The 13,182-nt window shown below is 59.0% G+C and carries 14 protein-coding genes and 1 pseudogene; 8 read left to right on the top strand and 7 right to left on the bottom strand.

Annotated features, from left to right (window positions below):
- The 5 genes and pseudogenes from HHL15_RS25450 to HHL15_RS25470 form a co-directional block, all read right to left on the bottom strand.
- Nucleotides 1-203, bottom strand: a pseudogene (locus HHL15_RS25450) (copper-binding protein); the annotation flags it as partial.
- 30 nt (nt 204-233) lie between these two features.
- Nucleotides 234-665, bottom strand: coding sequence for a DUF411 domain-containing protein (locus HHL15_RS25455; RefSeq protein ID WP_141355057.1), 432 nt, complete (start codon nt 663-665; stop codon nt 234-236).
- Nucleotides 666-781: 116 nt separating this feature from the next.
- On the bottom strand, nt 782-1,447 hold the full coding sequence (locus HHL15_RS25460; protein ID WP_169148589.1) for a c-type cytochrome: 666 nt from the start codon (nt 1,445-1,447) through the stop codon (nt 782-784).
- Between the two features lie 37 nt (nt 1,448-1,484).
- Nucleotides 1,485-2,906, bottom strand: coding sequence for a multicopper oxidase family protein (locus HHL15_RS25465; protein ID WP_169148590.1), 1,422 nt, complete (start codon nt 2,904-2,906; stop codon nt 1,485-1,487).
- Between the two features lie 16 nt (nt 2,907-2,922).
- Complete coding sequence (locus HHL15_RS25470) at nt 2,923-4,365, bottom strand: TolC family protein (RefSeq protein ID WP_169148591.1); 1,443 nt, start codon at nt 4,363-4,365, stop codon at nt 2,923-2,925.
- 490 nt (nt 4,366-4,855) lie between these two features.
- Here HHL15_RS25470 and HHL15_RS25475 point away from each other — a divergent pair, with 490 nt between their 5' ends.
- The 3 genes from HHL15_RS25475 to HHL15_RS25485 are packed head-to-tail and all read left to right on the top strand — an operon-like array spanning nt 4,856 to nt 7,426.
- Complete coding sequence (locus HHL15_RS25475; protein WP_169148592.1) at nt 4,856-5,539, top strand: heavy metal response regulator transcription factor; 684 nt, start codon at nt 4,856-4,858, stop codon at nt 5,537-5,539.
- Nucleotides 5,530-6,975, top strand: coding sequence for a heavy metal sensor histidine kinase (locus HHL15_RS25480; protein ID WP_169148593.1), 1,446 nt, complete (start codon nt 5,530-5,532; stop codon nt 6,973-6,975). Before HHL15_RS25475 ends, HHL15_RS25480 begins: the two co-directional genes overlap by 10 nt.
- 1 nt (nt 6,976) lies before the next feature.
- Nucleotides 6,977-7,426 (top strand): hemerythrin domain-containing protein, encoded by a 450-nt coding sequence (locus tag HHL15_RS25485; RefSeq protein ID WP_169148594.1) that lies wholly within the window; start codon nt 6,977-6,979, stop codon nt 7,424-7,426.
- A 79-nt stretch (nt 7,427-7,505) separates the two neighbouring features.
- Here HHL15_RS25485 and HHL15_RS25490 read toward each other — a convergent pair whose 3' ends face one another.
- Nucleotides 7,506-8,066 carry a hypothetical protein gene (locus HHL15_RS25490; RefSeq protein WP_169148595.1) on the bottom strand — a complete coding sequence of 187 codons (561 nt, stop codon included), beginning with the start codon at nt 8,064-8,066 and terminating at the stop codon, nt 7,506-7,508.
- Between the two features lie 34 nt (nt 8,067-8,100).
- A complete protein-coding gene (locus tag HHL15_RS25495) occupies nt 8,101-8,757 on the bottom strand; it encodes a helix-turn-helix domain-containing protein (protein WP_169148596.1) in 657 nt (218 codons plus the stop codon).
- 94 nt (nt 8,758-8,851) lie between these two features.
- Between HHL15_RS25495 and HHL15_RS25500 the strand changes: the two genes are divergently transcribed.
- The 5 genes from HHL15_RS25500 to HHL15_RS25520 form a co-directional block, all read left to right on the top strand.
- On the top strand, nt 8,852-9,115 hold the full coding sequence (locus HHL15_RS25500; RefSeq protein ID WP_169148597.1) for a helix-turn-helix domain-containing protein: 264 nt from the start codon (nt 8,852-8,854) through the stop codon (nt 9,113-9,115).
- A 538-nt stretch (nt 9,116-9,653) separates the two neighbouring features.
- Nucleotides 9,654-11,192, top strand: a complete 1,539-nt coding sequence (gene istA, locus HHL15_RS25505) for an IS21 family transposase (protein WP_169148598.1) — start codon at nt 9,654-9,656, stop codon at nt 11,190-11,192.
- A gap of 11 nt (nt 11,193-11,203) precedes the next feature.
- The gene (gene istB, locus HHL15_RS25510; protein WP_169148599.1) at nt 11,204-11,959 is read left to right on the top strand and encodes an IS21-like element helper ATPase IstB; all 756 of its coding nucleotides are present in this window, start codon (nt 11,204-11,206) and stop codon (nt 11,957-11,959) included.
- A gap of 353 nt (nt 11,960-12,312) precedes the next feature.
- Nucleotides 12,313-12,456 (top strand): hypothetical protein, encoded by a 144-nt coding sequence (locus tag HHL15_RS25515; RefSeq protein ID WP_169148600.1) that lies wholly within the window; start codon nt 12,313-12,315, stop codon nt 12,454-12,456.
- A gap of 532 nt (nt 12,457-12,988) precedes the next feature.
- Nucleotides 12,989-13,182 (top strand): helix-turn-helix domain-containing protein (locus HHL15_RS25520; protein WP_408065743.1); only part of this gene is annotated, 194 nt, incomplete at its 3' end.

Raw genomic sequence — 13,182 nt, forward strand, 5'->3', positions numbered from 1 at the left:
CCGTTGGGCAGCGGGCCATGGGACAGGGTGAGCTTGCCGGCGGACTTGTCCACCTTCTTCACCAGGCCATCGGTCATTTGCGACGAGGCTGCGCCATGCCCGGCATGGGTTTCAGCAGGGCCGGGGTATTCGTTGTCAGCTAACGCCGGCGCGGAGAATGCGGCAACGAAAACTGCAGCAAGGGTGATGAACGAGGCTTTCATGGAAATTTCCTTCAGGAGAGGTATCGGAATTCAGTGACGGGCAAACACGCTGGTCGAACCATCCGCTTTGACGAGCAGCGTTTCGTAGGGCATTGGTTTGGCGCTCTCCATGCCGGGGGAGCCCGGCGGCATGGAGGGAACGGCCAAGCCAACAGCCTTGGGCTTCTCTTTCAGCAGGCGCTGGACATCCGCCGCCGGGACATGCCCCTCGATGAGGTAGTTGCCGACCTTGGCCGTGTGGCACGACCCGTAGGCGTCGGGCATGCCGAGCTTCTTGCGCTGCCCCGGAACGTCTTCCACGTCATGCGTCTTCACGTCGAAGCCCTGGGCACGCATGTGCTCCACCCACTTCCCGCAGCAACCGCAATACGGGCTCTTGTACACATCGACCGAGGCCCCAGCCAGGGCGGTGCCTGCCATCAGGCCCAGCACGGACGACAAGATCAGCGTCTGCAGTTTCATGACGATTCCTTTGGTGATTGGGATGGCTCATTCTGGCAAGCGCACACCGACGAGAAGCTGTCCTGAAAATTACATTTCTGTAATCTTCAGGCAGAGGCTCTGCGGTCCTTGGGCCCCTAGTGTGTGTGCTTGAAGCCGGGCGGATGCGTGTGCCCCTTCTTCTCCACGACGACGGGAGAGACGGGTTCATCCTTGGCATGGTCGCTATGGTCTTCATGAGCCTCATGGGCATCAAGCCCACCATGGCTGTGTCCTTCGCTGGATGCCACAAGCGCCGTGTAGTCCGCCGCAGTCAGCCCGGGCAGCCTCTGGAGGAAGGCAACCAGATCCCAGATCGCTTCATCCTCCATCCCGCCCTTCGACCAGGCGGGCATGCCTGAAGCCTTGATTCCGTGCTTGATGATCCAGAACTGACGGGCCTGGGCGAATTGGGGGTCGAGCGCAGCTTCGGGCTTGACGGTCAGCTTTGGGGGTGTCGGATAGAGCCCTTTCCGGATCTCCGAGTCCTCTGCTTCCGGAGACAAGTGACATCCCACACACATCGCGTCGTAGTTACCCGAGCCCCGGCGGACCCGTTCCGGATTCGTCAGATCAACAGGCGGCTTGATCTCACTTGCCCGAACTGCGATGGAGCGCTCACGCGCGAATTCGAGCAAACGATAGGTCAGCGGGTGATGGGGCTCGTCGGCGGCAACGTTGATGGCGCCGGAGTAAAGAAGGACGGCCCCTGAAGCCGCACCCACGGCAGCCAGAACCGCCAGGGTGATCAGAGTCTTGTTCATGATGGGGTTCCTCAGTGCTTGTTATCGTGAGTGGAACTCAGTGACCGGAATGCGGGCCGGGCTTTCGGACCTGCACTTCGGTTGCTGCGGGCTTGCCCGTCGCCGGCATGGATTGCCCCCCCTGGGTTTTTGCGCGCGGCGGCTCAGCGGCGGGCCCGGTCCATTCATAGGCACGGGTGCCGGGAGGCTGCTTGTACCAGCCGGGGTCGGAGTAATCGCCGACCTTCTGCTCGGCACGGACTTTCAGGACAGTGAACATGCCGCCCATCTCCACCGCACCATAGGGGCCTTGGCCTGTCATCATCGGAAGGGTGTTGTCCGGCAGCGGCATCTCCATTTCACCCATGTCGGCCATGCCGCGCTCTCCCATCACCATGTAGTCGGGAATGAGATCGGTGATCTGCTTGGCGGCCTCCCGGTGATCGACCCCGATCATCGTCGGCACGTCATGGCCCATCGCATTCATCGTGTGGTGGCTCTTGTGGCAATGGAAGGCCCAGTCACCGGCTTCGTTGGCGATGAACTCGACTTGACGCATCTGCCCGACGGCGATGTCGGTCGTCACTTCCGGCCAGCGCGACCCCTTGGGCGTCGGGCCGCCGTCGGTGCCGGTGACCGTGAATTCGTGACCATGCAAGTGAATCGGATGATTCGTCATCGTCAGGTTGCCGACGCGGATACGTACCCGGTCGTTCTGGCGCACATTGAGGGAGTCGATGCCCGGAAATGCCCGACTGTTGAAGGTCCACAAGTTGAAGTCGAGCATCGTGTTCACCTTCGGTGTGTAGCTGCCGGGATCGATGTCGTAGGCGTTCAGGAGGAAGCAGAAATCCCGGTCCACCTCGTCGATAAGGGGGTGCCGCTCCTTCGGATGGGTAACCCAGAAGCCCATCATGCCCATCGCCATCTGGGTCATCTCGTCGGCGTGGGGGTGATACATGAAGGTGCCTGGCCGGCGTGCCACGAACTCGTAGACGAAGGTCTTGCCAGGGGGAATCTGAGGTTGATTGAGTCCGCCGACACCATCCATTCCGCTGGGCAGGCGTTGCCCGTGCCAATGAATGGTCGTGTGCTCGGGCAGGCGGTTGGTGACAAAGATGCGGACCCGGTCGCCTTCGACCACTTCGATCGTTGGGCCGGGGCTTTGTCCGTTGTAACCCCACAGGTGGGCATTCATGCCAGGAGCGATCTCCCGCACAACCGGCTCGGCCACAAGGTGAAACTCCTTGACGCCCTTGTTCATGCGCCACGGCAACGTCCAGCCGTTGAGGGTGACCACCGGGTTATAGGGCCGACCGGCGCCGGTGACGCCTCGCGGGAAATGCGGAGGCGCCGTGTTCGGGTCCTCCTTCAGGATGAGTTCAGGAAGTGCGGCCACGGCGACGGAACTGACCGAGGCCGCGGCCACGGCGCCACCGGTCAGGCCCAGGCTTTGGATGAATGCGCGACGGGATGTCATCGGGTGTCCTTTCGGTTCAGTGATCCGGACGGCCGGTGCTGGCCGGGGAAGTGCGCGCGGCGGCGGCCAAGGAGGGCTTGCCGATCAGGGCCATTTGTAGATCACTCTGGGCAATCCAGTAGTCACGCAGGGACTCGATGTAGCTGTTCACGCTGCTGATCTGGGAGCGGGCATCGGCAAGCAGATCGAAGACCCCGATCAGCATGCCGTTGTAGCGCAGTAGGTTCTCTTCGGCGATCCGCTTGTTGAGCGGCACGATTTCGTCTCGGTAATGCTTTGCAATGTCGAAGCTGTTGCGATACGCCGAATAGGCTTCGCGGACTTCCGAACGGGCGTTGATGGCAGCTTCCGCCGCACGTTCAACGGCCTGGCCATAGATGGCTTCCGCCTTGGCAACCTTGCTGCCGCCAAAGTCGAAGATCGGGAGTTCGAAACTCACTTCGTAGCCGCGTTTGTAGCCGCTATCCCGCGTGCCCTCCAGGACACGCGCCGGCCCGAACTCCAGCACGTTGATGAAGCGCGTGGCCTGGGTGAGGCCAAGGTTCTTGGCCAGCGCCTCGGTTTCGAGACGGACCGCCTGGAGATCGAGGCGCTGATCCAGTGCCGTTTGCTCGACTGCGGGCAACTCGTCGGGCAACTTGGGCAGATCGGGCAGGCGCTCGGGGAGTCGAATCGCCTGGGGTGATGGCAAGCCCAGCAGCTTGGTCAGCCGCTCCCGCGCCGCAATGCTGGCTTGCTCGGCCCGAGCCAGATCGAGGGCCGCGGACGCATAAAAGCCCTGCTCGCGCGCCTGCTGCAGCCGGTTGAAGTTACCGACTTCCGCCATCTTGCGGGCCAGGCCCGCGCCGGCTTCCGCGGCCTGCCTGACTTTCCGGAGGTAACGGACCGACTCTTCAGCCGCGATGGCTCCAAAGTAGGCCTTGCGCGTCTCGGATGCCAGCCTCGCCACCTCCAGCGCCGTCATGCGCTGGGTCTGGGCGAAGTTGCGTTTCTCGACCTCCACGGCAAGCGGCATGGTGATCAGCGCGAACAGGTTGAAGGTCAGCACCTGTTCGATCTTGAATTCGCGTACCCCACTCTCGGCGCGGCTGGTGCGAAGCATCGAAAAATGGGGGTTCGGCAATCGCCCGGCCTGGACCATCTCGGCTTCGCTGATCCCAAGATCGTAAAATGCAGCGCGAAGTCCCCGGTTGTTGTAAATGGCGACCTGAACAGCATCCTCAGCAGCCAGGGGCTTGGCCAGCAGCTCGGTCACACGTGTATCGATCTCCTTGCGGGCCTCGTCGCTCCTCGCCCACTGGGCATCGGCACCAATACGGGCGCGGGTCGTTTCCCGCACGGTGTCGAAGCCTCCGTCCGGGGAGAAACTGGCACAGCCGCTCAGGACCAGCGTTCCAAGCACCAGGGTGGTCAGCCCCTTGATGGCGCGGGAGTGTCGGGAAGATAGGGTTGAGCGCATGGCGAACTCCTAATGGTGATGGTCAGCAGGAGGCCTCGCTGAGGCCGGCGGCATCGCTCCGCTTTCCTTCTGCAAAGCCCCGTCGGTGTTGGCAGGTGCCGCATGGCCTGCATGCGCGCCGTCTGTACGCAGGACGCCTTCATTGGCCGCTCGCCATGCGCCAACGGGGGCTTCCGACCAGGCACGATAATCGGACAAGGAGGACTCACGAGGGGAAGTCCTGGAAGCAGGCTCCAGGGTGGGCGGCTCAGCAGCCAGGACGCATTTCGTCAAGGCCAGTGCCAGCAGTCCGAGCAGGGTTGATCGCATCGGTCGTCTCCATGGGGTCAAAAGGGGGCCTCGGGAATCTGGTGTTCCCATGGCGAGCAGTGTGCGGTGCAAAAACCGACAGGAGACTGACCCGGGAATTACATCTTTGTAATCTTGGGAAGAATGGAAGTGGCTTGCGCCAAACTAACGCGGCCAAATAGAGAAGGCTGCGAGGAAGACAATGAAAATACTGATCGTCGAGGATGAACCCAAAACAGGGGACTACCTCAAGCAAGGGCTGGTTGAAGCCGGCTTCAATGTGGACCTGGTGCGGGACGGCATGGACGGACTGCACTTCGGGATGACCGATGTTTACGATCTCATCGTGCTCGACGTGATGTTGCCAGGGCTCGATGGCTGGCGCGTGCTGCAGGCACTGCGCAAGGCCGGCAAGGAGATGCCCGTCCTGTTTCTGACCGCCAAGGACAGCGTGGATGACCGGGTCAAGGGGCTCGAGCTGGGGGCCGATGACTACCTCGTCAAACCCTTCGCCTTCTCGGAGTTGCTGGCTCGCGTTCGCACGCTCTTGCGCCGGGGCGCCAAGAACAAGGAAGTCGACGCCCTGCATGCGGCAGATCTGGAACTGGACCTCCTGCGCCGACGCGTCACGCGCGCCGGCAAGCGGATAGATCTCACCGCGAAGGAATTTGCCCTCCTCGAGCTCCTGCTCCGGCGGCGTGGGGAAGTGCTACCGCGCTCCTTGATCGCCTCCCAGGTGTGGGACATGAACTTCGACAGTGACACCAACGTGATCGAGGTGGCGGTGCGTCGACTGCGGGCCAAGATCGACGATGGTTTCGAACCCAAGCTGATTCGCACCGTGCGCGGCATGGGCTATGTGCTGGAGGAGCAGGAGTGCGAGTAGTTCGCCCGCGAGCCCGCCGCAAGTCCCTGACCTTCCGCCTGACCCTGCTCTTTGCGGCAGCATCGACAGTCGTGCTGCTGATACTGGGCTTGATTGTGGCCGAGTCCGTCGAACACCACTTCGAAGAGCAGGACATGGAGGCCCTGAGCGGCAAACTTGAGCTGATTCGCCACGCCTTGGCCAAAGTGAATTCGCCAAAGGATCTGGCGGCAATTCCGCAGCAGATGGACAACTCCTTGATCGGGCATCATGGCCTGGTCGTAGCCGTACAGGGACCGGACGGTCAAACCCTGTTCGCCACCCAGGATGCTCCCTTTCCCCAACCGTTACTGGATCGGGTCAAGATACCCGAGGCTGAGCGCCCTTACGTGTGGCAGGTCGATGATCAGTTGTCCTTCCGGGGCATCGTGGCCGAAGCACCCACCGGGGTTCAGGCATGGCCACCTGCCGTCGTCGCCGTGGCGACGGACATCTCCCATCACAACCGCTTCATGGACTCATTCATGAAGACCCTGTGGAGCGTGGTCATTGGTGGCACTTTGGCGACCGGGCTGCTCGGTTGGTTTGCTGCCCGTCGAGGCCTGGCCCCCCTTCGCGAGATGAAGCGACGAGCCACGGAAGTCAGCGCCCAACGTCTCGACCAGCGTCTGCCTGTGGACGCCGTTCCCGTCGAACTGGCTGAGCTGGCTGAATCCCTCAACGACATGCTGGCCCGGCTGGAGGAGTCGTTCAAGCGACTTTCAGACTTCTCATCGGACCTGGCCCATGAGCTCCGGACGCCGGTCAGCAACCTGATGACGCAAACCCAGGTTGCCCTCGCCAAGGCCCGTAGTTCTGCGGAATACCGGGAAGTGCTGGAGTCCAACTGCGAGGAGTTCGATCGTCTGTCGCGGATGATTTCGGACATGCTGTTCCTCGCCAAATCCGAGAACGGCCTCATCGTGCCAGGCCAGGAAACCTTTGATCTGGCGGACGAGGTTGCGGCCCTGTTCGACTTTTACGGTGCCCTGGCGGAAGAGAACGGCGTCTCGCTACGGCTTGAAGGCGCCGGCCAAGTGACCGGAGACCGACTGATGCTCCGGCGGGCTATTGGTAACCTCCTCTCCAATGCACTGCGCTACACCCCGTCTGGTGGGCGCATTGTTGTGACGGTTAGCGTCGTACGCGACAGCCCGGACGCCGAAACCGTCCATCTCGCTGTAGAGAACACCGGGGAGCAAATCCCGCCGGAACACCTGTCGCGTCTCTTCGACCGTTTCTACCGCGTGGATGCGTCTCGCCGCAACTCCGGCGATGGCGCCGGGCTGGGCCTTGCCATCACCCGCTCAATCCTGAGATCTCACGGAGGCGACATCGAGGGACGGACAGGGGAAGGAAGCAACATCTTCGAGATGTGGATACCGGTGTCGCTTGGCAGCTATCCCGGAGGCGGCTGACGTGCCCGCTGACCATGACTTGCTCTGGTGGTGGTCATCCTCCAAACATGACCTTCACCTGGAGGCGACCAATTATCGTCTAAAGGAGCTTGGGTTACAGACACTCCAGGCAGCGGTATCGGTGTCGGATCCCGACACCGTGACAGCCTTGTTTGCCCAGTTCACTGAGTGCGCGTACCGCAGCTTTGAGCTGGAGGAACGCTGGCTAAACGCGTCTGCGGATACAAGTCGTGAATCCCATGCGCGGGAACACACGCGTCTCATCGGACTGCTTACTGAGCTTTACATGAAAATGATGGATGATGATTTGCATCCCTGCGCGTCGATCCGTCATCTGCTTGAGGACGAATTTTTGCCGCACATTGGTGCCAGCGACCGTGCGCTGCTGTATCGCCTGGCACACGGCTCGGACGAGGACATCGAAAGGGATGATCCGCCTGGGGCAAACTGATATTTTCCTGAACGCTCATCCGCTCAAGCTTGCCGGCCGCTAAATACAACTGCGGCCTGCAGGCTTGCAGCGAATCAGGTCATTCACCCTTCGCGGCTTTGACCACCCCGGCCCGCTTCAACGTTCGCCAAGGTGCCAGCAACAAGCTGTTCAGCATGCAGGCGCCCCCAAACCAAAGCCCGGAGATAATCAACTGTCCCAAGGCCTGCTTCCAGGCCGGCGCATTCGACGCCGCAATCTGCAACGTCATAGCTAGACAGACGAAGCTCAAGATGGACACTTGGATCCATCCTGCCGCCGGCATCAGTCGGCTAGGAACTAGCTTCGCTGCCACTCGTGAAACTCTCAACTGACCAGACCGATGCAGCCAACGAACCTCCCGGTCGCTCAGATCATGCTTTCCCTGGATCTCCAGCACCTGCTGACGTGCTACTTTGGACGGTTCAAACCCAAAGCGATGGCGGAAGAAGTTTGAATTATCCAGCGCCGTACTGTTCCGCTTTTCCTGCGTCCATGTGGCCAGCACGAGCTTGATTGAGCCGGGGATGAAATACTCGTTGTAGTCCCGGGCGGCATTGCGCTGTCCGCTACCGAGGTTGATCTGGATGTTGCCTTGCAAGTCTGGCTGCAGCTCTTTCATGGTGACGCTCACCTACTGTGGATTAGAAATCCGTTCAGCCCTCGTAGTAGTCCCTGCCCGCATTGCGCTGGGAAGGGCTGACATTAATCTGGATGGTCGGCCCGGCCGAGCGTACCAAGGCAGCCATTTTGTCGAGGGGTTTGCGTGCCTCGAAGTGGGCCACGGCAGCGGCAAGTAGATTGCGAAGCTGCTCTGACGAATCCTTGGTCCATAGATGGCCGTTGTAGAGCTCGGCGGCAAGATCTCCATCAGGATCGGCTGGTGCGATTCGACTGAGGAAGGCCTGCAGGTCTGGGTCGGCGACGGCCTCGTTAAGACGCCCATCACGAATCAGCAGCAACAGCACTTTGGCGACTGGGTCGGCATCAATGATCGCTGCGCGGGCAACGGCGATCTGGAGCCGGATTGTCCTGAGGAGATTCAGGTCGATGCCGCTGCCACCATGCATGGTCCCATCGCCGGTTAGCAGCCAATCAATAGAAACACCAAACACGGTTCGGACTGAGTGTAGAAACTCAGCGCCAGGTCTCTTCAAGCCGCGGGCAGCGTCACTCATGAAGCCCGCAGAAACGCCCAGCCTGCGGGCAAATTCGGCTTGGCTCAGACCCGTGTGCGCAATCACATTGGTCAGCCGCGCCGCAAAGCCCTCCAGACCAGCGCTTGAGTTTTGGGAAGATACTTGATCCGGCATTCTCTTAAGGCGTATAGTTATCTCTATAGATAACAAACTGTCTCTCTTAAAGATAGACTACTCTTAAAAACCCGTGAAGTCACTCTGCTCGGTCATGGACGCTGTCGAGATTATTTATCGTCTTCGCCGCCTCGGTAAGAGCCAGGCTCAGATTGCTCGCGACTTGGGCGTCACCGGGGGCGTGGTGAATAACGTCATCCACGACAGGATCACCGCTTACGCGGTAGCGAGTCATATTGCGAGTTTGCTGGCATGCAGGATTGAAGAGCTTTGGCCCGCACGCTATGCCTTCAAGCCGCGCGGGCCGTCAGCCCATCGCTGCATCATTGCCGGTACTCAAAAGGAAGGAACACCATGACCTGATCAACAAACGAATTGTCAGGCCAGGAAAAGCAAAGCCCCCAGAGCTGACACTCAGGGGGCTTCACAGAACTGCTTGAAGTGGGAACTCCACGTCAGATTCTGCGATTTCCAAGCCCGCCTGTCAAGGTCGGGCGGCCTCCCTCATTTTCCGAGACACATCATCGATCGCGTTGCGAGAACAACGCACGCGTGGCCCCACGTGGAGACGTAGCCGGCAGCTATAGCTAGCTACGTCATCTGCACGGCGACGCCCTCGCGCGCCGTTGAGCCGGGCATTTATCCGCCCGAAAAAATATGGAAGGGAGGTCTCCCATGACCAGCTAGCCGGGATCACGTTAAATCACGGGAGCACAAAAGCAAAAACGGCCTAGGTCTGCCAACCGTAGCCGTTTTTTGAAGCGCTTAATGAAAAGGCCTTTTTTCATTCTGCCTTCCGCTCCATTTCGTGTCAAGGCGGCTTGCTTTTTGTCGCCTTGATGACAGGGTGTCGCGCTTGCGCGCCCTGTTGATGCTATTGCTACAAGGAGGCAAGGATGAGCACCATCCGTGAAATATTGCGTGTGCTGTTCGCCGGGGGGATGAGTTACCGGCAGATCGGCTGCGTTATCGGCACCAGTCATAACACAATCAGTCGTTACGACCGACTTAGAATCGAAAAAGGCATCACCCTCGAACAGGTTGATGGCATGGACGACAACACCTTGGACTCTTGTTTCAATGCACGCCCTCTGTCGTGCGACGAGGGTAGACCATTGCCGGATTTCGAGGCAATGCACAACGACTTGAAGACTCGGGGCGTAACGGTAGAGCTGTTATGGCAGGAATATCGGGCCAAGCACCCCAATGGCTACTCTTACGTTCACGTTCTGCGTCTCTACAATAGTTGGGCGCGTAAGTTGAACATCACGATGCGGCAAATTCATCGTCCGGGTGAAAAGATGTTCGTGGATTACTCCGGCAAACGCTTACCGATCACCAACCGCGAAACGAGCGAGATCAGCATGGCCGAGATCTTCGTGGCCGTTATGGGAGCCTCCAGCAAGACCTATGTTGAGGCTGGGCGCTCGCAGCAGGAGCCAGACTGGCTGCTGGCCAACGCCAACGCGCTGACCTATTTCGGCGGCGTGCCCTCAATGATCGTTCCCGACAACCTAAAATCGGCCGTCATCAAGAATAGTAAGGGGAAGGTCAAGCTCAACCCCCGCTTTGTAGACTTCGCCCGCCACTACCGGACCGTGATCATTCCGGCGCGCCCCAAGAAGCCGAAAGACAAGGCCAAGGTTGAGGCAGGGGTGCGTATTGTACAAATGTGGATTCTGGCCAAGCTGCGTAACAGGGTGTTCTTTAGCCTGGATGAGGCGAATGAAGCCATTCGGCCATTGTTGGCAGAGTTCAACGCCAGGCCCTTCAAGAAGATTAAGGGGTCGCGAGCTGAATTGTTTGAGCAGTTGGATCAGCCAGCTTTGAAGGCATTGCCCCCAGAGCCCTACGAGTATGCGGACTGGAAAGTTGGAGCCCGGGTTGGATTGGATTACATGGTCGAATACGAAGGATGTTTCTACATGGTGCCGTATAACCTGGTGGATCAACATGTGGATGTCCGGGCGACAGCCAATACAGTTGAAGTCTTCTTCAAAAATCGGAGGGTGGCAAGTCATGTCCGCCTGCACAGCCAAGGACAGCGCGCAATCAATCGCGACTTCATGCCAGCCTCCCATCAGCATTATTCCGAGTGGTCGCCAACCCGATTGATTGCATGGGGACAGTCTGTTGGCGATGCAACAGAAAAGGTCATCAGCCACTTGCTGGCACATAAGCCTCACCCCGAGAGTGGCTTTCGTGCCTGTGTCGCGCTCGTGGAGGAAAGCAAGCGATATGGGTTGGTGCGCCTGGAGTCTGCTGCTGCAGTGGCTTTGCAAATCAATTCTGTCACCTTGTCGAGTATTCGCTCGATTTTACGCACTGGGCGTGACAAGGTGGAGTCGATGGTCTCGCTCTCTGAAACGCCGACTGTCGAGCCAACTCTAGTAAAGCCCCACCAGAACATCCGCGGCGCCAACTACTACAATTAACGTAAATATTTATGCTTATTCAGCAAACTATCTCACAGATGCGTGAGTTGCGCCTGACTGGGATGCTAAACGCTCTAGAACTACAAATGGGGCAGGCGGCAATTCAGTCCCTACCGTTCGAAGATCGCCTGGGCATGCTAGTTGATGCCGAGGTTTCGACGCGGGATACCAAGCGAATGACAAAGCTGCAGAAGGATGCCAAGCTCAAGGAACCTTCGGCATGTATTGAGGGCATCGATTATGACCCAGGGCGGGCGCTGGATCGCTCCTTGATTAACTCGCTGGCGATGTGCAATTGGGTGGAGGTCGGTCAGCATGTGATCATTACCGGTGCAACCGGCGCCGGTAAGTCTTGGCTGGCATGTGCTTTCGGCACTCAGCTTTGTCGGAGGGGCATGTTGGTTCGCTACTTTCGGCTTTCTCGCCTGATTGAGGATCTGGTCGTGGCGAAAGGGGACGGTTCGCTGGCCCGTTTGCGAGCGCAATTGGTGCGGGCGTCAGTCATCATTTTGGATGATTGGTTAATGGCCCCCATGGATGCCGTGTCGGCACGGGAGATTTTGGAGCTAATCGATGATCGGATGGGTAAGAGTTCCCTGATCCTAACCAGCCAGCACCCGGTTTCTGAATGGCATGACCGCATTGGGGAGCCCACGGTTGCTGATGCATTGCTTGACCGAATTGTGCACTCGGCGCATCGGATCGAGATTAAAGGCGAGTCGCTCCGAAAACGTCGTGGCATGCAAAATACGAAAAAAGTTGCTTAGCATGAATTAATTAAAAATTAGGGTTTTTGACTTTAGCGGAAGCCTCTTCGGGGGCTTCTTTTTATTTAAACTAACTCGGTTGGGTAGAATGAAAATGGCGGTCAAGGGTTGCCGAGGCCGGTCAACTCGAAACTACTGGTCACAATGGTGTTAGGTGGTCAGTGGAGGGCACTGATTGGTCATTGTGCGACCGATGGGTAGTAGTTATGGTAATGATGGGCAATAGGCTTGATAGAACGCACCAATCCGGCGGGAGAACTACTGGAGTTTCTTGACCAGCAAGATGAGGGCGTTTCCGCGGTCAGCGTCCAGCTGTCACCCCTCCGTTCCTGAACGGCTCTGAGTGCTGGAGAATGGAGCCTCTGATCCGGGTCTGGAAGAAGCAGTCCGACCCCCTGGCACACGTGTATGAAGTCGAAGGCGGTCAGCGCTACTGCACAGCCTACGGTGCATGGGATATCTCGGAGTATGAGTTCTGGAAGGAGCTCCGTTGGTAAGCCACAGCCGCCGCATCTTCCCTGCTTTGACCTTAGTCACGAGGGCTGCGCGGCTCCCGGCCTGCTCACCCTACTTGGCATCGCCTTGTATGAACCTGCCGGCATGCGCCTATACCGGGCGAACAAAGGCATGGGTCTTTAGCCGTCCCGATCCCAAGGTAGGGCAATGATCCGGCCAACGCCGAGTCTTAGCCCCAGCACACCGAAGATCCGGTTCATGGTCTGCACACTACCGCGCTACGTTCCTGTTCAATGTCTTGAAGGGTTCGATAGTCATCCTGCTGTGTGGCGGCGACAAGTGCTCGCAGGATGCGGACATTCAACGGGCCAAGGAACACTGGCTGGACTGGAAACGGAGAAATACATGAGCAGTGTAAGCCCTCGGGCATCCCATCTTTCCCCAGCCCTTTAGCTCGCTAAACATAGTGTGTTGTTGCCGGCCGAAAACTGACCATCAATCGGGGTGAATTCCGGTTGAAATTTGACCAGGGTGTTTAACCTCCCTGCCTCTTTTTGAGGCAGAGGAAGCGAGGTGATCACCATGGAAATGCTGGGCAAGGTCAGACGGATGTATTACCGGGACGGACTGTCCCGTTCGGAGATTTCGCGGCGCACGGGCTTGTCGCGCAACACGGTCAAGAAGTGGTTGAGAGCTCCGGAAGGGGCCTCGGCGGCTTACCGGCGGGAATCCACGCCGGGCAAGCTGGGGCCGTACCAGGCCACCTT

Origin of the sequence: Zoogloea dura (genome assembly GCF_012927165.1) — a bacterium.
Lineage (GTDB): Bacteria > Pseudomonadota > Gammaproteobacteria > Burkholderiales > Rhodocyclaceae > Zoogloea > Zoogloea dura.

Excerpts from the sequence above, each read along its gene's own strand:
- HHL15_RS25455 (WP_141355057.1), bottom strand. The coding sequence starts at position 665 with ATGAAACTGCAGACGCTGATCTTGTCGTCCGTGCTGGGCCTGATGGCA.
- HHL15_RS25460 (WP_169148589.1), bottom strand. The coding sequence starts at position 1,447 with ATGAACAAGACTCTGATCACCCTGGCGGTTCTGGCTGCCGTGGGTGCG.
- HHL15_RS25465 (WP_169148590.1), bottom strand. The coding sequence starts at position 2,906 with ATGACATCCCGTCGCGCATTCATCCAAAGCCTGGGCCTGACCGGTGGC.
- HHL15_RS25470 (WP_169148591.1), bottom strand. The coding sequence starts at position 4,365 with ATGCGCTCAACCCTATCTTCCCGACACTCCCGCGCCATCAAGGGGCTG.
- HHL15_RS25475 (WP_169148592.1), top strand. The coding sequence starts at position 4,856 with ATGAAAATACTGATCGTCGAGGATGAACCCAAAACAGGGGACTACCTC.
- HHL15_RS25490 (WP_169148595.1), bottom strand. The coding sequence starts at position 8,066 with ATGAAAGAGCTGCAGCCAGACTTGCAAGGCAACATCCAGATCAACCTC.
- HHL15_RS25495 (WP_169148596.1), bottom strand. The coding sequence starts at position 8,757 with ATGCCGGATCAAGTATCTTCCCAAAACTCAAGCGCTGGTCTGGAGGGC.
- HHL15_RS25500 (WP_169148597.1), top strand. The coding sequence starts at position 8,852 with ATGGACGCTGTCGAGATTATTTATCGTCTTCGCCGCCTCGGTAAGAGC.
- istA (WP_169148598.1), top strand. The coding sequence starts at position 9,654 with ATGAGCACCATCCGTGAAATATTGCGTGTGCTGTTCGCCGGGGGGATG.
- istB (WP_169148599.1), top strand. The coding sequence starts at position 11,204 with ATGCTTATTCAGCAAACTATCTCACAGATGCGTGAGTTGCGCCTGACT.
- HHL15_RS25515 (WP_169148600.1), top strand. The coding sequence starts at position 12,313 with ATGGAGCCTCTGATCCGGGTCTGGAAGAAGCAGTCCGACCCCCTGGCA.